The 20532-nt window shown below is 47.3% G+C and carries 17 protein-coding genes and 1 pseudogene; 7 read left to right on the top strand and 11 right to left on the bottom strand.

Going from position 1 to position 20532, the window contains the following annotated elements; translation table 11 throughout:
- Positions 1–44: 44 nt before the first annotated feature.
- The 3 genes from rnk to C1H71_RS14940 form a co-directional block, all read right to left on the bottom strand.
- Entirely contained in the window at positions 45–431 is a 387-nt protein-coding gene (rnk, locus tag C1H71_RS14950; protein WP_262488305.1) for a nucleoside diphosphate kinase regulator, read from the bottom strand.
- A gap of 124 nt (positions 432–555) precedes the next feature.
- Complete coding sequence (locus C1H71_RS14945; RefSeq protein ID WP_130107262.1) at positions 556–1056, bottom strand: DUF934 domain-containing protein; 501 nt, start codon at positions 1054–1056, stop codon at positions 556–558.
- Positions 1056–2717: a nitrite/sulfite reductase gene (locus tag C1H71_RS14940; protein WP_130107261.1), complete on the bottom strand. Its 1662-nt coding sequence runs from the start codon at positions 2715–2717 to the stop codon at positions 1056–1058. Before C1H71_RS14940 ends, C1H71_RS14945 begins: the two co-directional genes overlap by 1 nt.
- 486 nt (positions 2718–3203) lie before the next feature.
- On the opposite strand from C1H71_RS14940, the gene pepN reads away from it, so the two are divergent.
- Positions 3204–5822 carry an aminopeptidase N gene (pepN, locus tag C1H71_RS14935; protein ID WP_130107260.1) on the top strand — a complete coding sequence of 873 codons (2619 nt, stop codon included), beginning with the start codon at positions 3204–3206 and terminating at the stop codon, positions 5820–5822.
- A gap of 635 nt (positions 5823–6457) precedes the next feature.
- Here the strand turns inward: pepN and C1H71_RS14930 are convergent.
- A complete protein-coding gene (locus C1H71_RS14930) occupies positions 6458–7930 on the bottom strand; it encodes a B12-binding domain-containing radical SAM protein (RefSeq protein WP_130107259.1) in 1473 nt (490 codons plus the stop codon).
- Between the two features lie 238 nt (positions 7931–8168).
- Here C1H71_RS14930 and C1H71_RS14925 point away from each other — a divergent pair, with 238 nt between their 5' ends.
- Positions 8169–8555, top strand: a complete 387-nt coding sequence (locus tag C1H71_RS14925) for a hypothetical protein (RefSeq protein ID WP_130107258.1) — start codon at positions 8169–8171, stop codon at positions 8553–8555.
- 251 nt (positions 8556–8806) lie between these two features.
- Here the strand turns inward: C1H71_RS14925 and C1H71_RS14920 are convergent, their stop codons facing one another.
- The 3 genes from C1H71_RS14920 to C1H71_RS14910 form a co-directional block, all read right to left on the bottom strand.
- The gene (locus C1H71_RS14920) at positions 8807–9904 is read right to left on the bottom strand and encodes a site-2 protease family protein (RefSeq protein ID WP_130107257.1); all 1098 of its coding nucleotides are present in this window, start codon (positions 9902–9904) and stop codon (positions 8807–8809) included.
- A 135-nt stretch (positions 9905–10039) separates the two neighbouring features.
- The gene (locus C1H71_RS14915; protein ID WP_223145883.1) at positions 10040–10633 is read right to left on the bottom strand and encodes a GNAT family N-acetyltransferase; all 594 of its coding nucleotides are present in this window, start codon (positions 10631–10633) and stop codon (positions 10040–10042) included.
- Between the two features lie 107 nt (positions 10634–10740).
- Positions 10741–11769, bottom strand: coding sequence for a hypothetical protein (locus tag C1H71_RS14910; protein WP_130107256.1), 1029 nt, complete (start codon positions 11767–11769; stop codon positions 10741–10743).
- 128 nt (positions 11770–11897) lie between these two features.
- On the opposite strand from C1H71_RS14910, the gene C1H71_RS14905 reads away from it, so the two are divergent.
- Positions 11898–12137, top strand: coding sequence for a ClbS/DfsB family four-helix bundle protein (locus tag C1H71_RS14905; protein WP_130107255.1), 240 nt, complete (start codon positions 11898–11900; stop codon positions 12135–12137).
- Between the two features lie 294 nt (positions 12138–12431).
- On the opposite strand, the gene C1H71_RS14900 is transcribed toward C1H71_RS14905, so the two are convergent.
- Positions 12432–13040: a short chain dehydrogenase gene (locus C1H71_RS14900; RefSeq protein WP_130107254.1), complete on the bottom strand. Its 609-nt coding sequence runs from the start codon at positions 13038–13040 to the stop codon at positions 12432–12434.
- Between the two features lie 93 nt (positions 13041–13133).
- Here C1H71_RS14900 and C1H71_RS14895 point away from each other — a divergent pair, with 93 nt between their 5' ends.
- On the top strand, positions 13134–14018 hold the full coding sequence (locus tag C1H71_RS14895; RefSeq protein ID WP_130107253.1) for a LysR family transcriptional regulator: 885 nt from the start codon (positions 13134–13136) through the stop codon (positions 14016–14018).
- 188 nt (positions 14019–14206) lie between these two features.
- Here C1H71_RS14895 and C1H71_RS14890 read toward each other — a convergent pair whose 3' ends face one another.
- Positions 14207–15082 (bottom strand): PhzF family phenazine biosynthesis protein, encoded by an 876-nt coding sequence (locus C1H71_RS14890; protein WP_130107252.1) that lies wholly within the window; start codon positions 15080–15082, stop codon positions 14207–14209.
- 858 nt (positions 15083–15940) lie between these two features.
- On the opposite strand from C1H71_RS14890, the gene C1H71_RS14885 reads away from it, so the two are divergent.
- The 3 genes from C1H71_RS14885 to C1H71_RS14875 all read left to right on the top strand — a co-directional run bounded on the left by C1H71_RS14885 (position 15941) and on the right by C1H71_RS14875 (position 18724).
- Entirely contained in the window at positions 15941–18091 is a 2151-nt protein-coding gene (locus C1H71_RS14885) for a heavy metal translocating P-type ATPase (RefSeq protein WP_130107251.1), read from the top strand.
- A gap of 119 nt (positions 18092–18210) precedes the next feature.
- Positions 18211–18417: a heavy-metal-associated domain-containing protein gene (locus C1H71_RS14880; protein ID WP_130107250.1), complete on the top strand. Its 207-nt coding sequence runs from the start codon at positions 18211–18213 to the stop codon at positions 18415–18417.
- The gene (locus C1H71_RS14875; RefSeq protein ID WP_130107249.1) at positions 18404–18724 is read left to right on the top strand and encodes a metal-sensitive transcriptional regulator; all 321 of its coding nucleotides are present in this window, start codon (positions 18404–18406) and stop codon (positions 18722–18724) included. Before C1H71_RS14880 ends, C1H71_RS14875 begins: the two co-directional genes overlap by 14 nt.
- Before the next feature lie 126 nt (positions 18725–18850).
- Here C1H71_RS14875 and fabG read toward each other — a convergent pair whose 3' ends face one another.
- On the bottom strand, positions 18851–19591 hold the full coding sequence (fabG, locus tag C1H71_RS14870) for a 3-oxoacyl-ACP reductase FabG (protein WP_130107248.1): 741 nt from the start codon (positions 19589–19591) through the stop codon (positions 18851–18853).
- Between the two features lie 290 nt (positions 19592–19881).
- A pseudogene (locus C1H71_RS14865) lies at positions 19882–20169 on the bottom strand (DUF3579 domain-containing protein); the annotation flags it as partial.
- Between the last annotated feature and the right edge of the window lie 363 nt (positions 20170–20532).

Below are 20532 nucleotides of genomic sequence, written 5' to 3'. Positions count from 1 at the left end.
AACACCGCCCATATCAACTATGCCGGTGTTTTTCTTGCCCTCACCTATCGACTAACACTTAGTATCTTTACTTTAACCTCATGGCCGCCTGGCGCAGGCCAATCAATGCTTTGCCCTACCGATAAACCCAAGAGGGCGCTACCTACTGGCGCAGTAACGGAAACCTTGCCCGTTGTGCCATCAATTTCGTGCGGGAAACATAAAGTCAGCTCAAACTCTTTATTACTCGGGGTCATTAAAAAGCGCGTCGTAGAATGCATTGTTACCACATCTGCGGGCATATCAGCTTGCTCAAGCACGGTGGCGCGACCTAATTCAGCCTCTAATGCCGCTGCATCAGGAAAAGCATCCGCTGGTAATTTATCCAACAAAGCATAAAGACGATCGCAATCTAAAGTAGACACGGTAATCGGGGGCAATGCACTCATCATCAGATCTCCAAACCTATCTGCACGCAGAAATTGACTTAATAAAGAATAAGACTTGGCAAATAAAAAGTAGTTCCCCTTAATGCAGAAATCCCCACCTTGTGGCGGGGATTTATAAGTAAGCCGCTTAATTACGGCGTCTAAATAAAGGCACAGGCTGATCCGTACCCGTTTGATAAGACTCAGCTAAGGCATCTAAGCCTAATAAAGCGTCTTCAATATTTTTATCGCTATTTACAACAAAAGCGTTAAATCCACAGCGCTTTAAATAAACGATTGTGTCTTTAAATACATCACCAAAAGCACGTAATTCACCAGTAAAGCCATAACGCTCACGCAATAAACGGCCAATAGAAAAACCACGGCCATCCGTAAATACTGGGAATTCAACCGCAATAAGCGTTAGGCTATTGGCTTCGCCACCTAAGCTTTCTGGCTCATCATCTGGAGCAAACCAAACACCAAAATCGCCACGCGATTGCAACTCTATTTTTTGCGCAAAATACTGAGCCAAAGGAACAATAATTAAGCCACTACTGGGTAATACCGTAAAGCTTCCATCCTCTGCATTTCTAAGGAGTTCTGCTTCACAATCAATAATAGCGTGGTCTTTAATGATACGCGCCATTATGCAGCCTCCTTCGCATAAACACGAGTTTTAAAGGGCAACATACCAATGCGATCAAACACATCAATAAAGCGCTCTTCACCCAAGCGGTTTTCTACAAATACATTCATGATTTTTTCAATCACGTCAGGCATTTGCTCTTGAGCAAAAGAAGGCCCCACCACTTTAGCTAAAGTAGCGCCATTACCTTGCCGCCCGCCTAAAGAAACCTGATACCACTCTGAACCATTTTTATCGACACCTAAAATACCGATATTGCCAATATGATGATGACCGCAAGCATTCATACAGCCGGACATATTTAAATCAATCTCACCTAAATCATAGAGGTAATCAAGATTATCAAAGCGCTCTTGAATGGCAATTGCAATCGGGATAGATTTAGCATTGGCTAAAGAGCAAAAATCACCGCCTGGGCAGCAAATCACATCCGTCATCAAGCCGATATTGGGTGTGGCAAAACCAATTTCCTTAGCTTTTTCCCATAGTGCAAATAAATCAGATTGTTTGACATCCGATAAAATTAAATTTTGCTCGTGAGAAACGCGCAATTCACCCAAAGCATAGCGATCGGCTAAATCGGCGACAGCAGCCAATTGCTCACTCGATGCATCCCCAGGGGCTACACCATGCTTTTTAAGACTTAAAGTAACAGCAGCATAACCCGCTTGCTTATGCTTAAACACATTACGCTCTACCCAACGGCTAAAGGCTTTGTTATCTAATTGCTGCTGAATAAAGTCGAGATCGTCACCCACAAAAGAATCGTAATCAGGCGTGGTAAAAAAGCCCTGCATCCGTGTCATTTCGGCGGTGGTTAACGTTTGTGGGCCATTTTTTAAAAACGCCCATTCTGTGGCTACTTTGCTAGCAAATACTTCAGGCGTAAGTGCCTTTACTAAAATCTTAATCCGCGCCTTATATTTATTATCGCGGCGGCCATAGCGGTTATAAACACGCAATACCGCCTCTAAATAAGTCAACAAATGAATACAGGGTAGAAACTCACAAATCACACTACCAATAATTGGCGTTCTGCCTAGGCCACCACCCACAATCACTTTAAAGCCTAATTCGCCTGCGGCATTTTGCACCACATTCAGGCCAATATCGTGCACCCAAATCGCAGCGCGATCTTCCACAGCGCCGTTAACGGCAATTTTAAATTTGCGTGGCAAATGCGCGAATTCAGGATGGAAAGTAGACCATTGGCGAATAATTTCGCACCACGGGCGCGGGTCGAGCAGCTCATCATGCGCAACACCGGCAAACTGATCGGTGGTGGTATTACGAATACAGTTGCCCGAGGTTTGAATGGCGTGCATTTGCACCGTTGCCAATTCAGCCAAAATATCGGGGATATCTTCTAATTTAGGCCAGTTGTATTGCAAATTTTGGCGAGTAGTAAAGTGTGCGTAATCTTTATCGTATTTACGTGCAATTTCTGCCAGCTTGCGCAATTGGGTGCTCGTGAGATGCCCGTAGGGAATCGCCACACGTAGCATAGGGGCATGGCGTTGGATATACAGGCCATTTTGCAGACGCAGCGGGCGGAATTCTTCCTCACTCAATTCTCCCGCTAAGTAGCGACGAGTTTGATCACGGTACTGAACCACACGCTGGTCTACGATGCGTTGATCGTAGTCGTCGTAAATATACATCTGAATCATCCAGAAAAAGGGATAGTGCTATCCGTCGCTGCCAATAAACAGGCAACAAAAAGGGCAGATAATCTCACCACCTGCAGAGATTTCTACCCCTGTACTTGCTCAGCCTGACGAGGAAGTCAATTTATTGTTCCGACTATACCAGCGGCACTTTGTAAACTAAATGACTATTTATGAATAAGGTTAGGCCACAATGTGTATATAAAGCACGGCCTTGCTTCTTTTAATCTGACACTCCCATAGTGCAATGGCTATACGCAAATGCAACAAACGCTACGCGGTAAATTTTGCGAGATTAACCTTCCACCCCCTCACTAATTAAAGCTTAATAAACAAGCTATTTAGCAGCATAAACCCTAACTTGAAGGCCCTAAGCTGCGGATAATTTTCTGCCTACCTTGCCTTGCTCATCGTGATTTATTTACACGGCTCTTGCACGAGGGGTATCCTCGCATTTCAACCGAACTTTGAATCCTCAGCATGACACTCCAAAGCACGCAAATTAATCGCCTCGACTACACCGCTCCGGCCTTTTTAATCGACCGCGTAGATCTCACTTTTGAGCTTGAAGAAAGCCAAACACGGGTTCAATCTAGATTGGTACTCAAGCGTAACCCCGAAGCGGCGGCTGGCCTGCCCCTGTCTCTATTCGGTGAAGAGCTATTGCTTGAATCAATCAAGCTAGACGGTGCACTACTCAAAGCCGATGCCTATAGCGTATCACCCACTGGCCTTGTGATTGCCGCCATGCCAGACGAGGCTATTTTAGAAATCGTCACCATTATTAATCCGCTGAGTAATACCAGCCTCAATGGCTTGTATGTATCCAGTGGCAATTTTGTAAGCCAATGCGAGGCGGAAGGTTTCCGTAAGATTACTTATTATTTAGATCGCCCTGATGTAATGGCTAAATTTACCACTACCATTATTGCGGATAAGACTCGCTACCCGATTATGCTATCTAATGGTAATCGCGTAGACAGCGGCCAGTTAGATAAAAATCGGCATTGGGTAAAATGGGTTGATCCATTTAAAAAACCCGCCTATTTATTTGCACTAGTCGCCGGTAAATTTGTGATGCTGGCCGATCAGCACACCACGCCTAGTGGCCGCCGCGTGGCTTTAGAAATTTTTGTAGAGCCTGGCAATCTAGATAAATGCCATCACGCCATGGCGGCGATTAAAAAAGCCATGCGTTGGGACGAAGAGCGCTTTGGTCTGGAATACGATCTAGACACATATATGATCGTGGCCACCAGCGACTTTAATATGGGTGCAATGGAAAACAAGGGCTTGAATATTTTCAACACTAAGTACGTGTTGGCCAAACCAGAAACCGCTACAGACGTTGATTTTGACGGCATTGATGCCGTGGTTGCGCACGAGTACTTCCATAATTGGACGGGTAACCGTGTGACCTGCCGTGATTGGTTCCAGCTCAGTTTAAAAGAAGGCTTAACGGTTTATCGCGATCAAGAATTCTCTAGCGATATCGGCAGCCGCTCGGTTGAGCGTATTAATAATGTTAAAGTACTGCGCGAGATGCAGTTTGCCGAAGATGCAGGCCCGCAGGCGCACTCAGTTCGCCCTGAAGCTTACTCAGAAATAAACAACTTCTACACCATGACCATTTACGAGAAAGGCTCGGAAGTAGTCCGCATGTATGCCACCCTACTTGGCCGCGAAGGTTTCCGTAAGGGCATGGATTTGTACTTTAAGCGCCACGATGGCCAAGCCGTAACCTGCGATGATTTCCGCGCAGCGATGGCGGATGCTAATGGTGTCGATTTCACACAATTTGAAGAATGGTATAAGCAAGCTGGCACACCAATACTTACTATCAGTAGCCATTACGATGCAGCCACGCAAACTTATAATTTAAATGTAAAACAAAGCTGCCCAGCCACCCCAGGCCAAGCAGAAAAACGCCCTTTCCATATTCCACTGGCGGTTGGCCTGCTGGATAAACAAGGCAAAGATCTGCCGCTGCAACTCACAGGCGAAACCGCTGCACAAGGCACAACCCGCGTCTTAGCACTAACACAAGCGGAGCAGAGCTTTAGCTTTATTAATGTCACGGCTGCGCCTACACCCTCCTTGCTGCGTGATTTCTCTGCGCCTGTGAAGATCAGCTACGCCTACACCGATGAAGAGCTGGTGTTTCTGATGGCTAACGACAGCGATGCCTTTAATCGCTGGGAAGCGGCCAATACCTTCGCTAAAAACCTGCTGCTGGCGCTTTACGCCGGCAACGAAGAGCAGCCTTTAGCCCCAGCAAGCTTTATCAATGCACTGCGTAAAGTATTAAGTGAAAAGCTTGATCCTTCGCTGATTGCACTGATGCTGGAGCTGCCACGCGAAAACTATCTGCTGGAGCAGCTAGATGAAGTCAATCCGGCCCGCCTGCATCTGGTGCATCACAGTATTAAAGCGCAAATTGCCCGCGAATTACGTGCAGAGCTGATCGCAACTTACAACAAGCTCAACGATGGCAGTGCTTACAAGTATGAAAACGCCGGTAAACGCAGCCTGAAAAATATCTGTCTAGATTACCTAGCCGAGCTGGATGACCCCCTAGTCACCGAGCTGCTCAGCAAGCAATATCGCCTGTCCGACAATATGACTGATCGCCTAGCCGCGCTCAAAGCACTGGTTAACCGAGATGGTGGTGAAGCACAGCTGGCTGACTTTGCGGTGCAATGGCACGACGACGCGCTGGTAATGGATAAGTGGTTTGCCCTGCAATCTACTAGTCGCCGCCCCGGCGCCCTCAGCCGTGTACAAGCACTGATGGATCATCCGGCGTTTTCAATTAAAAACCCGAATAAAGTACGCTCGCTGGTAATGAGTTTCTGTCTGCAAAATGCAGTGCACTTCCACGCTGCAGATGGCTATGGCTATGCTTTTGCTGCCGACCGGATTATTGAACTCGACAAAATCAACCCGCAAGTCGCTGCCCGCTTAGCCTCCAGCTTTAACCGCTGGAAGAAAATGGAGCCGCAACGCAAGCAAATGATGCAAGCAGAGCTGCAACGCATTGCCCAGCAAAACGAGCTGTCCAGTGATCTGGCTGAGATTGTGAATAAAGCTTTAAGCTAAGTAAGGCCATTGGCTTAATTTATCTGAGCTGACATAAAGCGGGTGAAGCATTTTTCAGTGCTTCACCCGCTTTTACATTTAAGAATCTAGCTCACAATGGTGATCTTGAATTAACCAGCAACGATGCTGGCCAGCTTTGCGTATCACTAACGCCACGGGGTGGAATCCCGACTGCGATGGCAACTATTTTGGTTTTAACTTTATCCTAGTAGCCTGTCGGACTTAGACGGTCGAAGCGAAAAATCGCATGATCTAGACCAGATTTTGCCGGATTTGCAGCGCCAATAACGCGTTATTGGTTAAAAATCTGGTGAAATATAGGCCGATCAGGTGATTTTGCAGCTGACTGATGCTAAGTCCGACAGGCTGCTAGAGTCTGTTGACGTTTCATTCACGGCTGCGTTTGGCCCAGTTTTGGGGCTGAACAAGGAGAAAATTGCGACATGGTACGAGTACCATGAGCGATTTTTAACTTTCGTTCCGCCCCAAAAATGAGCTAAACCCGAAGAGCTATGCCTTGCAATCACAGGTTATCTATTCTGAGTGGCAGATTACACAGGCTATTGCTCGGATTTATACCCTGCCCTGATTACTGAACCTTACTTTTAACTTTTATTGAGTAGCGTGGTTTGAGTTTAGGCGGGTAGATGCATGGCTTGCCGCTGAGGGGTTGCACCGCTTTTTCCGCGTTTAGATTTACCTGCATAGTCTGATGCAATCAACTCAGCAGCAGCAAGCTCAGACAAGCTGTGCAACACCAACCACTCGCCGACCATTTTAGCTAATCTATCTAGCGCAATGCGGTGGGTGGCGTCGGTGTTGGCATATAGCCAATCGCTAAACGCCATAAAACGCGCAAATGGCGCATCACCCAGCAGCACAGGCAAAGTGTTAGCAAAGCGGCCAGAATTGGCAACTAAATCCCAATAGCGCGAAAAGCGCACCAAACGCTGCATGTTGGCAAAATCTATCAGGCCATTGGCCAAAATGGTGTAAGGCGGGTAAGGATCGTACACCATGCCAAAGTCGCTAGTATGGCGAATAATTGGCGTGCCGCGCAGGCGTTTTAAAATACCAAATTGAATTTCATGCGGGCGCAAGGCGTAAAGCTGATCAAAACCGCGCCCAAAACTCGCCATATCTTCCCCCGGCAAACCGGCAATTAAATCCACATGCAAATGCGCGTGCGAATGCTCAATCAGCCAAGAAATATTATCCGCCGCCTTTTCATTATTTTGCTTACGGCTTACCAAGGCTTGCACTTCAGGATTAAAGCTTTGAATACCAATCTCAAATTGCAAAGCACCGGCAGGAAACTGACTAATGCCTGCTTTTAAGGCCTCGGGTAAATGATCGGGCACAACTTCAAAATGGGCAAACACAGGGTCATCTGGGTAGGCGGCAATTTTATCCAGAAAGAACTGCATGATCTTTAAGCTAGATTTGATATTCAGATTAAACGTGCGATCCACAAATTTGAATAGCCGCGCACCGCGCTGATACAGTGTTTCCATCTCGGCCAAAAACACATCCAAATCAAACGGCCACGCCGTTTTATCCAGCGCCGACAAACAGAATTCACACTTAAACGGGCAGCCTCTGGAAGCTTCCACATACAGGGTGCGGTGTGCAATATCTTCATCGGTATAAAGGGAATACGGCAGCGCCAAGTCATTGAGCGGCGGCTGCACACCCACATGCGTTTTCATCAAGGGCTGCGGGCCGTTCAAAATTTGCTTACAAAGCTGAGGCAAAGTCACCTCGCCCCAACCAGTAATTAAATAGTCTGCCAGCTGAACAATACTTTGCTCAGCGCTTTCATAAGATACCTCGGGCCCACCGAGGATAATCTTAATCTGCGGCGCAACGCGTTTCAGCATCGCCACCACCCGCTCAGTTTCCTCCACATTCCAGATGTACACGCCAAAACCAATAATCTTGGGATGCTTAGCCAGCAATTGCTCGACTATTTCAGTGGTTTTGGTGCCAATCACAAACTCCACCAACTGCGTCTTCCCCCGCAAATCGCCCATATTGGCCAGCAAATAGCGCAGCCCAAGCGAGGCATGGGTGTAGCGAGCGTTTAAAGTAGAAAGAATAATCGACATGGCGTAAATCTGGCTGAGGCAAAGGGGGGTATTTTACGGGTTTATAGAAGAATAGGGGATGTAAGAATAGAGCAAAAGACTGAAGCAACTACGAAAAAAAAGAAAAATGCTAAGCTTAAGTTATTAGGAAAGGAAGCATCTTATTTATGAATATATTGTGCCATGAAAATACTCATTAACATTTCCATCAAGACCCAAAAAATATTTTTTATAATTACACCACTTATAAGGCTTTCGCATGAATTATTCCAATTTCAAAATATGTAAAAAATTAAGAAAAAAAGAAAAATGCTTTCGCGTTGAGCTATACAACAATGGTCTATTCGTAGAGGTATTTCATGAGCATATTCCAACACATAGAATTAGTGAACAAAATGCACATGGAGTACTTAAAGCACTGATTATTCATTACTCAGAGCAAGAAGCGGTTTCAATTTTTCACTCCTACCTAAATAAAAGAGGAAAAAACCCAAGCGTGCCTGCAACATTTAACTTTCACATGGAATATCCAGAGCCAGGAGTAATAAGAAAATACATTTGTAGCCATACAGTAAACACTTGGTTTGATGAGGTCATCAGCACAGATTACTTCCGACCTTCTGGCAACAATAAAGCCCCACTCTAGGCTTTGCTAAAAATCCATTTCCCCCCAGAGCGATGCTGAAAAATACGTGAGTTTCACCCCACCCCTATCAACTTCAGCTTTTATCTTAATCTGAATTAGCATTTCGTAGGGTTTATTAAACAAGAAGCCTAAACATGAATCTGCTGGCTTTATCTGCGAGAAGTATTTAATGAAACAAGTCAAACTTTTTTCCCCATTAAAAAGCCAGATCATTAAATCTGGCTTTTTTATATTACAAACTAAGCAACACCTTAACTCTTCAAAATCTGCAAAGGCATGCGCAACATGTCATCGCCATGCCCTGCAAAATACCAGATGATGCCAATCAATGCGCCAACGGTGATTAAATACCACACCGCAGAGAAGATTTGCCCATAGCGATCCAGTGGCAATAGATGGCTTTGGTGACGGCCTCGCCATTCAAAGACGATTTCCACACTACCAATCAGCAATAAAAATCCTAATAACGCCAAACCAAGGGTGTAGCTGATAAATACGCCGAAGGCAGCACCTACCACACAGGCCACTAAGCCCAGCACACTATTCATCGAAAAACTAATGCTTTTTAAAATGTGGCCGCCATCAAGCGGCAGGATAGGCAATAGATTAAATAGATTAAGCAGCGCATTAAATGCGGCTAAGCCTGCAAAGAACATCGAGCCGGTTAGCCAATAAATCACCAACGATGCAATCGACAATAATAAGCCAAAGGTCGGCCCCATAATTGAAATCACTACATCTTGCCAGCGAGTATTAATTTTTTCATCTGATAACGCTAATCCGCCCATAAAGGGGATTAAATAAATGCCCTTGGTCTTAATGCCAAAGTATTTCATCGCCCTGATATGGCCGTATTCATGAAAAACCAAACAGGCAATCAAGGCGATTGCAAATTGGAAAGAAAACAACCATGAATATGCCGCAACGCTCGCCCCTGCTAAAGCTACTTTCACCAGTTTGGCACTTTTAAGCAGTTTCAACGCCAAAGCACCCAAGCCAAGCAGGCTCAGTTTATTGGTTTTAGTGATTGGCACAACGGGGGTTTGCCGCTCGATATCCTGTGTATTGCGCTGGCCCTGTACCGCCTCTTGCTCATCAACGAGTAGGCGATATTTGAGCAAAAAGGGCTGCCATTGCAGATCTGTTTCTAGGCGAACACGCGTCGTTGCTGCGGTGCCATCGGGGCTAACCGCCGATAGCTCAAATTGCAAAGCGCTCAATCCTTCGCGCTCAGCCGAGGCGTTTTTTTCTGCAACTAAGGTATTGTCCCAAAACAACTGCTGCCAGCCCGCTGGCGTTCCTTCCAGCCTAAGCGCTTTGCCTAGGCAGTTAATATTTAATAATTCCACGGTGTATCCAGTTCAATAAAAGTCAATATGCATAAAGTTTAGAGCGAATGCGGGCATTTTACGGGTTTCTGAGTTTTTAGGGGCAAGCACTGTGGGTAAGTTCAGAGAAGGCTCAATGCCCATCTTATTACAGAATCAGACAAACTGCCCCAGCGGCAACCCCAGTGAAAGAGTGGTATTCGCAAATGCCGCAGCGTGGTCGTGTGCATGCTCAGACAACAGGCGAAGCAGCACCACCTTGCCCAGCTCTGCGCTAGATAATGCGCACGCATCATGGCTTCCAATCACTACCACGCCAGAAACCGCTGGCCAGCCTGCTTTGGCGTAGAACGAAGCAAGTGGTGGATCGCAAGTAAACAAGCCGATATCAGCATGGCTGTTTTCAATACAACGAGTGGCTGCACTGACAACTAAACTGCTTAGGCCTTGATTTTGATAGGCAGGGTCGGTTGCCACACAGCTCAATGCGGCCACGGAAAAGGTCTGCTCAGCGTGGCTAAGTGTAAAGTTCAGGATCGCAGCGTAGCTCAGCAGGCGATTGCCCCGGTATATAAAGCAGCAAAGCGCATCTAGCTCCGGATCATGCTCCTCTGGCACGGCTTCGCCCTGAGAGGGAGCAGACTGATCAGGCCATACACGATGCATCAGCAAAGCAATATCCCGCCGCACCTGCCCGGAAGTCTGTCGGTAAGGCAGGATGCTAAGCAAGTCAGAAGGGATGGTACTCAAAGAATTAAAACTCCCAGATAACAGATAAAAAATGAGCAGCGGTAAAACTGTATTTAGCTTCCTTTCTCACGTTTTATTAAGACAAAGAAGCTGCATTTAAAAAAATACTAAAGTTTTTTTAGTACCTCATTCGTAAAATAAGGCTCGTCTTCTACCCAAAAAATATAATCCAAGCCGAGATAATTTTGACCAAAACTCAGAATATCTTCCACCGTATTTTTTTTGCCGGTCTTAGGATTAATTTGGCGAAGGTTGCCGTCTTGCACCGCCATGCCCTTTACCAAATTGTTAGGATAATCTTTAAAAAACCCATAGGTCTGCGCCATATGGCTTTTGCGGTAGGGCATTAAATCTGGTCCGCCAATTCCCATTTTTAGCGATTTGGCCAAGGCAAATAAGCCGCGCATATAACCCTTATCATCACCTGGCAGCCATTCATCGGGCAGGAAGTTTAAATACACCATGGCGGTGGATTGCTTAAACGACCCAGCCAATACGCGCATATTGTCGCCAATCGCATCCACATAGGCCTTAGGATTGAAATCCTGAGGGAAAGTGGTACTGCCATCGGCGTTTTCAGTGCCAACATCAATTGAGCTTTCGCTGAAATTAATCCCTGCAATCTTGCCATCAAATTCACGACCTAATTGCTGGATTAATTTTTGATAACGATCACGTACTGGTGGCTCCCACATTTTGGGCGACCAACCGTATTCATCATCCGTAACCGGCTTATTAGGATCACGCTCTGGCGCACTCAGCATACTTTGCTTAATCGCGCCGCCCTTATAAATAGGGTCTTGCAAAAGATAGGCAGGCACATTGGGGCGGGGCGAAAATGACTTTTCTTGTAGCTGAATCCACAGCTTTTTATTCATCGAATTCAAATAGACGATATCTGCTTTAATGGCGCTAAAATCGTAGTTGTCTTTAGTCGGCTCAAGATCCCGCCATTTATAGACAATTTGCGCACCACTAAAGCGTGGATCAAGCAGCCCCTTATCCGCCTTAATATTTTCACCACCCGCCTCGCGGTGATTAATGTAAATAAAATGCTGCAGAGTCGGGGCGGCAGCGAAAGCCGCCGAACTCATGACGGATAAAACCAGAGTAAAACTGAGGAATCGGCTAAGCATAATCACTCTGCATGGGATGATGGATGCTCAAGTTAACCTGAATATGCCAGAGCAGATACCCAGATTATTTACATATTTTGAGCCGTATTTTAATTTATGCCATTAAATTAATTAGCAGAGGACATGCCATGCCACTTCCATGCAATAAAGCAGAGCTGCTTCTAAACTTTGACAGCGCCTATTCCAAGCTCATTAATGAGCTCGCCACCATTCCTGAGCAAGATACAAGGCGGCCCGAAATAGAAAGTAAAATATCTACATGCGATTTGCTTGCCTATCAAATAGGCTGGGGGCGGCTTTTATTGCAATGGGATAAAGACGAGTTACCAGGGAAAACCGCGCAAATGCCTACGCTAGGTTTTAAATGAAAGTAGAAAGCAGTTTTAAGGGGTTCGCCACAGTTCGCAAACCCTAGAAAAACCCAGTATTTACGCCACCTCATCATTCAAGGCTGCTCGCCCTCTTCCGTATACAGCTGTGCTTTGTAGGTACACGCTAAGCAGTACAAACTGCTTATATCAAAACATTGTGTACTGCCCCTCAGTCAGGTGAAATCGGAGAAGGTTTAGTGAGCATTTCAGAAAAACTACGAATCAAAACCCCGCCTCGTGAAGCGGAGTTCTGATTCATTCTGATAAATATAGACTGACGCTTTTAGCAACTTACGCGTCTACGAAGATAACCTCCCCGCTGATGAAGCCGTCAACAGAACGTTCAAACGCTTTACCCACCAATACACTTGGTACCGGTTGGAAGCCTGGCATCATTTCACCGTAGACGTGCCATGCTTCTTCCAGAACGGTTGGGTTCACAACGTTGATGCGAATACCGCGCGGCAGCTCATGGGCGACACATTTTACGAAGGTGTCAATAGCTCCGCTGGTGGTGGCATCAGCGATAGCGAACGGAATCGGCTTCATATTCAAGATGCCCGAGATCAGGGTGAACGAGCCGCCGTCCTCGATATATTGCAAGCCAACGCTCACCAAGTTGATCTGACCAACCAGTTTGCTTTGAATAGTGGTATCCCACTGCTCGCTGGTCATAGATTCAAACGGAGCGTACTCACAGACGCCGACTGTATTTACCACAGCATTGAAGCTACCAACTTTTTTGTACAGCTCTTGAATGGAGTTTTTGTCGGTAATGTCGACCTTGTAATCGACACCCTCTCCGCTGCGGCTAGCAGTAATAACGCGGTGTTTACCAAGCCCAGTCAACGCCGCTTGACCCATTTTACCGTTTGCGCCAATAAGAATTACAGTTTTCATGGAAAATTCCTAGTAATGAAGTTTGTGACCTCATACTAAACTAGCCATGATACAATTAAAATCATAATAAAATTGTATGAGATACAACTTTTCATGATGGATAAATTCGATCTGAAGCACATGCGGATCTTCCTTCAGCTGGTAAGGGTGGGCAATGTGTCCAAGGTGGCCGAGGAAACAGGCGTGTCGCAGCAGGCTATTAGCGGGTATCTCAAGCGTCTCCGAGAAGCTTTTCCTCATGAGTTGTTTCTCAGGCAGAGTAGTGGGCTGAAGCCAACGGACTTCGCTTTGGGCTTGGCAGCAAAATTCGAAAAAATATTGCTGGACGTTGATGGTCTGTTCAACGATAGCTCTTTTGATGCCACTACCTCTACGGCGACGTTCCGGCTGATAGCAAATGAGTATGCTCAGTTAACGATCATCCCACGTCTCTCAAGCTTGATTGCGCTTGAAGCACCTAGCGTGAGGCTGCATGTGAAAGATTTCGATCCACAAACTCATGAGGCAAGCTTGGCAAGTGGAGATGCAGATATACTTATTGGGTTCTCCGAGTTCGTCAGTGCAGGTGTAGTTAAAGCGCACCTAAAGAAAGAACAGTATTCGTGGGTTGTGGGTAAAAACTCACTTATATCATCCTCCATTCGTACTGTTGGCGACCTCCAAAACCACTCACATATTGGGTTTGCAAATGGTGCATCCCACCTTGTGGATAATGTGGAATCCTTCTTACATAAACACTCGGTCTCCCGACAAGTCACTGCGGTACTTCCTTGTTATACGTCCCTAATCCCTTTTCTCGAATTCAATGACGTTGTAGCATTCGTTCCATCTGCCCTGGCGCGTTCAAGTCATCTCAACATCCTATCATTTGATTCTGAGATGGGAACTTTCGACGTCGTGGTTGGCTGGCATCGTCGATCCTCTGGTAGCTCGGCGAGGAAGTGGCTCACGAATCTTGTTCAACGCTCTTCTGAGTAAATGCGGTACTGGACGTAACTCAAGTATGTGCTTTCCCATCGCTATTTTTCTGCAGACCTACTACTAGCAAGGTTACTTCGTCGGCCGGTTACGTTAGCTCCGCACTTGATCACCGGCATCTTGTTCTCCAAGGGGGGGCTCCCCTTCTCCTGCAAGTCTCGCGCCGGCTATCGTTTTCAGTTTATCTTTTATTTGGAGCAGGACAGTTCAATCTCCCGCTCAGTCAAATTCAAAGCCTTGCCTCCAACCTTCACCTGCAAAATGGTATTTCCATTAGTTGTCAAAGACACCACGATCTCTGAAGGCATTTCCATCGAATAGCCCTGCTCCATGATGAGTTTTTTTGCTTGTAAAGCGTTAACTAGCCCCTGCTGAAACAGATACGAAGCAAGAGCCCCGTTAGACGTCCCTGTCGCGGATTCCTCTGGAATGCCATAAAGTGGTGCCAAGTTTCTGCAGTGGGCCATCCCTTCGTTCAAAGTCTCTAGTGTGAATACGTGAAAGCCCACGACGTTCCGCTGCCTGCTAATGTCGGCAACTCGGTCAAAATCCGGCTTCATTTCGTGAAGGATTTTCAAGGACTTGACCGGCACCATAATATCTCGGATGCCGGTGCTCACTATCTGTATGGGCATGCCCGCCATAAGTTCATCTACATTCAGATTCAGGGAAGCTGCAATATCAGCAGGTTCTAAAACGTCAAAAAAACTTGGGGCTTGCTGATCCATCAGGATCGACAAATCATCGGCTACAACGACTTTCATCAACCCAGCTTTGGTTTCCTGCATGTACTGGCCGGGCAGCACGAATCCCAACTTCGCCAAAGCATAGAACGTTGCTATCGTGGCATGACCACAAAGATCCACTTCATCTGTTGGCGTAAAAAAACGCACTTTGAAGTCCGCGACACTGGATTTCATCACAAAGGCTGTTTCGCTGAAGCCGATGATTCTGGCAATTTCATGCATTTGCGATTCAGTCAAAGTGTCGGCATCGAAGACGACTCCGGCTGGATTGCCGCCTTGACTGGTCTTCGCAAATGCGTTGAGTGTGTAAGCTTTCATGTTTCCGATTCCTACAATACTGTTGGCGCTGATTGAAAACTGACTTAGGGTAAATTGCTGATTTTTGTCCGAGCACGCAATCAATCTAGGGCAGACCACAATATTGCTGCTGACCGGCCGCGGTGGGCCAGTCTCTGCCTGCCGATTAGGCCACTAAGTATACGGGTCAAACCCGATACAAATGACTGTTCAGGTCGAAAGAATGGGGTAAAACATGCAATTTTACTCCGCCCAAGGTACAAACCACCGATCATTTACGAACAAGAAATGGCAGCAAAAAAACCGATATTGGTGTCTGAAAGTACTTTACCGCTACATAGCAGAAGCCATCATTCACTAAGCTTCTTTTAAGTAACTGATGTTACGCAGCGATCCTCTTTTTAGTGCATTCGGCACGTTTATTTTGGTGCGGGCATCCCGCGAACTATATGATTTTTGTGTGGCCAAGAAACGAAGCCAAGCCACAACACCAATAACACGAAGGCCCCTGCTGCGGTCCAATCGAGTCGGCGGCGGGCGGGATTGGCTCGCTGCCTTGCTCCCAAGCGATCCCCCGCCCCGCTTGTTCGGAGCTTGCGTGTTTCAAGGGGAGATTTAAGCCCCGTGCCACTCGCTGCGATACGAACCTTAAGTACTGGGGTTTTAAAATACTTAAAACCTACAAAACAACTTAACTCAAGCCTTGTCTTTCTCCGTGAAACTCCGTGTTCTCTGTAGCATCGCGGGTTCAAGATTTGGGTTTGGCTGCGTAACATCAGTTAAGTAAGCACTCACGGAACGCACTATTTTGTCCTCTCCCTAAAAACCCTTCCAATATACCCTACATGGGTATATTATCATTTCAAACAGGAGGGCAAAATGACTTCAGAAATCCAACTTCGTCTTGGTGGTATGACCTGCGCAGCGTGTGCTGCGCGGATTGAGAAAATCCTTAATCGCCAAACTGGCGTGGCCGCCGAGGTGAATTTTGCGACTGAAACCGCGCATATCCGCAGCAGCGATAAGGCCATTACGGCTGAATCGCTGATCGCAACGATTAGCCGCGCGGGATTTACGGCCGAGCTAGCCAGCACGCCTGCTGCGGCAGAGAAAGACGAGCGCTGGCCACTGCTGATTGCCGCGCTGCTTAGCCTGCCGCTGATGGCCAGCATGTTTAGCCTTGAGCACGCCGAGCTACTACCACGCTGGCTGCAAATGCTGCTGGCTACGCCGGTGCAGTTTATTTTGGGCTGGCGCTTTTATCGCGGCGCGTTTTTTGCACTGAAAAATGGTGGAGCGAATATGGATGTGCTGGTGGCACTGGGCACAAGCATGGCTTATGGGCTATCAGCCGTCGTGACCCTGCTGGGCATCCACGAGCAACACGTTTATTTTGAAGCCAGCGCGATGATTATTACGCTGGTATTGACAGGCAAATGGCTAGAAAGCCGCGCTAAAAAGAAAACATCAGGGGCGATTAGTGAGCTTTTGAAGCTGCAGCCTAAAACAGCCAGGGTAGAAACGGCAGAAGGACTTATCGACGTCGCCATTGGCCAACTCCAGTTAGGCGATATCGTGATTGTGCGTCACGGTGAAGTGATTCCCGTAGATGGCGTGGTCATTGAAGGCCAAGCAGCGGTCAATGAAAGTATGTTGACAGGAGAGAGCTTGCCGGTCGAAAAAAACATAGACAGCAAAGTATTTGCCGCCACTAAAAACAGCAGCGGGATGCTCAAAATCCGCGCCAGCAGCGTGGGCAGCAAAACCCAGCTAGCAGAAATTGTGCGGCTGGTGGCCCATGCCCAAGGCTCTAAAGCACCTATCCAGCGCCTTGCCGACCAGATCTCCGGCGTCTTTGTGCCCATCGTAGCGGCGATTGCCGTACTGACCTTTTTGGGCAACTTTTGGTACTGGGATAGCGCCGTTACCGCGCTGATCCACGCCGTTGCCGTCCTGGTCATCGCCTGCCCTTGCGCACTGGGGCTGGCCACACCAACCGCAATCTCAGTCGGCATAGGGCGTGCAGCGCAGCAGGGTATTTTATTTAGGAATGCCACGGCGCTAGAGCATGCAGGCAAGATTGAAATGCTGGTGGTGGATAAAACGGGCACGCTGACCACAGGGCAGGCCAAGGTGGTAGAGATTATCAGCTTACAGAGCGAGCTATCTAAAGAGGGCTTGCTTCAGTTAGCTGCCAGCCTAGAGCAAGGCTCAGAACACCCGCTAGCCCACGCCATTTTGGCTGCAAACACCCTGCCACTCTTGCCTATCAGTGACTTTGTCGCTGTACCGGGGCAAGGCGTGATGGGCAAGCTGGACGATGGCAGTGAAATCAAAGTCGGCATCCCAAGCTGGGCAGGCGAAATGCCTGAGAAAAACACTCAGCCGCATACTTTGGTCAGTATCGCCAAAAATGGTGTTCTGCTAGGGCAGTTAGCACTTGCCGACACACTTCGAGCCAGCTCAGTCGAAGCCGTCAAACGCTTGCACGAGATGGGCATTGAAGTGGTGATGCTTACGGGTGATCAGCCAGCCACCGCAACCGCCATTGCCAAGGCCAGCGGCGTCAGCCAGTACCAAGCCTTAATGCACCCACAAGACAAGGCTGCGTTTATTCAACAGCAAAACAAGGTCGTCGCTATGGTCGGTGACGGCGTAAACGACGCCCCTGCACTCGCCGTTGCAGCAGTAAGCTTTGCGATGGGTGCAGGTAGCGATGTGGCGATTGAAGCGGCTGACATCACCCTATTGCATAACGACTTACTAGCGGTGAGCGACGCGATTGCCCTATCCCGCGCCACCATCAGCAAAATCCGCCAGAATTTATTCTTCGCGTTTTTCTATAACACGCTGGGCATACCACTGGCGGCCATCGGCCTGCTTAACCCTGTATTGGCGGGAGCTGCGATGGCGCTGAGTTCAGTTTCGGTAGTGAGTAATTCATTGCTGCTAAGGCGATGGAAAAGCGAAGGGGTTTCAGAGGAAAAATCTAGCGCCAGTCAGCCCTCGCAGGGTGGGCTAGGCAATTGAAAGGCTGAGAACGGTTTATTGTCCACGTACCCACCGCAAAGAGATCAGCCCCCTAATCAGCACCAAGAGCGGCCTAACCCGCCCTACCTAATTTTTTATGCATAGAAAGGAGTAAAAAAATGGAACACAGCACTCTTAAAATCGAAGGCATGACTTGTATGGGTTGCGTGCGATCTTTAACTAGCGCTTTAAGCGCCCTGCCCGGCGTTAGCCATGTGGCGATTGATTTAGAAAGCGGCATCGCTAAAGTAGATCACAATGCGGCGCTTACTTCGCTCGCTACCTTGAGTGAAGCCATTGAAGGAGCAGGCTTTGAGCTTGTCTGATTGCTGCACCCCAGATGAAGGGCCAAAAGTAATTCAGCCGGGCAAGCAAAAGCTGCTATCTCGGCTCAATCGCATCGAAGGCCAAGTGCGTGGCGTGATTAAGATGGTCGATGAAGATAGATACTGCGTGGATGTGTTAACGCAAATCTCGGCGATTAAATCAGCCATGGATTCAGTCGCCATGCAGCTATTAGAAAACCATGCTCATGGCTGCGTAGCACAAGCAATTAAAGATGGGGAAGGAGATGCGGCGATTGATGAGCTGATGATGGTGGTTAAAAAGCTCAGTGGGAAAACGCTGGGGTAAATCAAAAATTCTGTAGGCACAGAGCAAAACGAAGGACACGGAGAAAACTAAACATTTGGTTTTCTCCGTGTTCTCTCCTTACACACTCTGTACTCTCCGTGTCTACAGAATTTAGAGGGTACAAACTTACAACGTCAATCCACCCGTCACTTCAATCGCTGCGCCGTTGATATAGCTAGCTTCATCGCTGGCTAAAAACGCATACACATTGGCAATTTCTTCTGGCCTAGCCATGCGCTTCATTGGCACGCGTGCTTCCATATCTTGGATGACTTTTTCTGGCATGGCTTTTAGGATCGGCGTTGCTACAAAGCCAGGGCACACTGCATTGGCACGTATGCCTTTTTTACCCAGCTCTTTAGCCCACGTTTTTACAAAGCCAATCACCCCAAATTTAGCCGCAGCATAATTGGTCTGGCCAAAATTGCCATATACACCTACCACCGATGAAGCGTTCAAAATCACACCACTGCCCTGCTCCACCATGGTGTCAACCACGGCGCGAGCACAGTTATATACGCCCTTCAGATTGATATCGATCACGCGATCAAACTGATCTTCAGTCATTTTGATCAACTGTGCGTCTTGCACAATCCCTGCGTTATTCACCAGCACATCAATGCGTCCAAATTGCGCCTTCACCGCCGCCACCATTTCAGCGATCTGGGTTTTATTGGTGACATCAACCACATAGCCCACCGCTACAGCGCCGCTTTGTACCAAGCTAGACACCACTGCGTCAATACCGCTTTGATTTACATCGCAAACCACCACTTTAGCGCCTTCTGCTGCAAACTTAATGGCGGTGGCTTGGCCAATACCGCTGGCAGAACCCGTGATAATAGTTACTTTGTCTTTGAGTCTCATATGCACACCTTATCGATCAATTGGAAACGGCTGCAGCTAGCAGGCACAACAAACTCAGCATAGACGTAACTTGTGCAATGCAACAAGTCAAAATCTGCGCACTTTAGAAAAATGACAGCACTAGACATTAGCAAACGCCATTACACAAACAAAGGGAGTAAAACATGCAGAGTGAGAGCAGATAAAAAAGAGAGGCTAAGCAGATTTACCAAACAAAGCGGCCCCCAACAGTAGTGTCACTGCTGGGAAAATAGACAATACGCTTATTCTGCTGGTTTGTCGGCGTAATGCTCGCTCAATAAAGAGCGGCAATCCACGATGCGTAAATCATTATCACGTGCAAAAGTCATGATAAAGTCAAAAACGCGTGGGTCCACTTTTTCAAGCTGTTTATCTACGGCTACGCAGCGCACGTTTTCGTGCATCATTGGACGTACAAAAGGGGCGTAAGAAAGCTTTTGGTCGGCGCCAAAGGTACATAAAATACCTGACAAGCGCTCTGCCCAATCGCTAGGTCGGAATTCACGGCCATTACTGGTAATGCCCTGAATAATGATTTCGTATGGATTACAGATCATTTGAAAAACAGCGTGGCGGATTGAATATCTTTCAGATTATACCATCCAAGGGCAAATTGCCGCCTTAGAAATTCTTAGTCTATTCTCCGTACAAGTTACTACGTAAACACCCGACACACTGACAAAGCTTGCCAGCCACCTGCAAACGGTTGAATAATGGTTGTTTTTTCTCAAAGTGGCTAGATCCATTTTAAGAATGATCGTTTTTTGATGAACTCCAAAAATCATAATGCGCGGCCGAAAAGCTGTAAGTATTTTTTGTAGCAGCTATCCGCACCGCTCAAATAATGCAGATGACGCTCAGGCACGTTGTATTAACAGAACTCGATCACGCTCTTAATTTGGCAGCCCGTACGGACTGTG

The sequence above is a fragment of the Iodobacter fluviatilis genome (genome assembly GCF_004194535.1).
Taxonomy (GTDB): Bacteria; Pseudomonadota; Gammaproteobacteria; order Burkholderiales; family Chitinibacteraceae; genus Iodobacter; species Iodobacter fluviatilis_A.
Note: the sequence above shows the minus strand (reverse complement) of the source record. Positions and strands in the feature narration are given on the sequence as shown.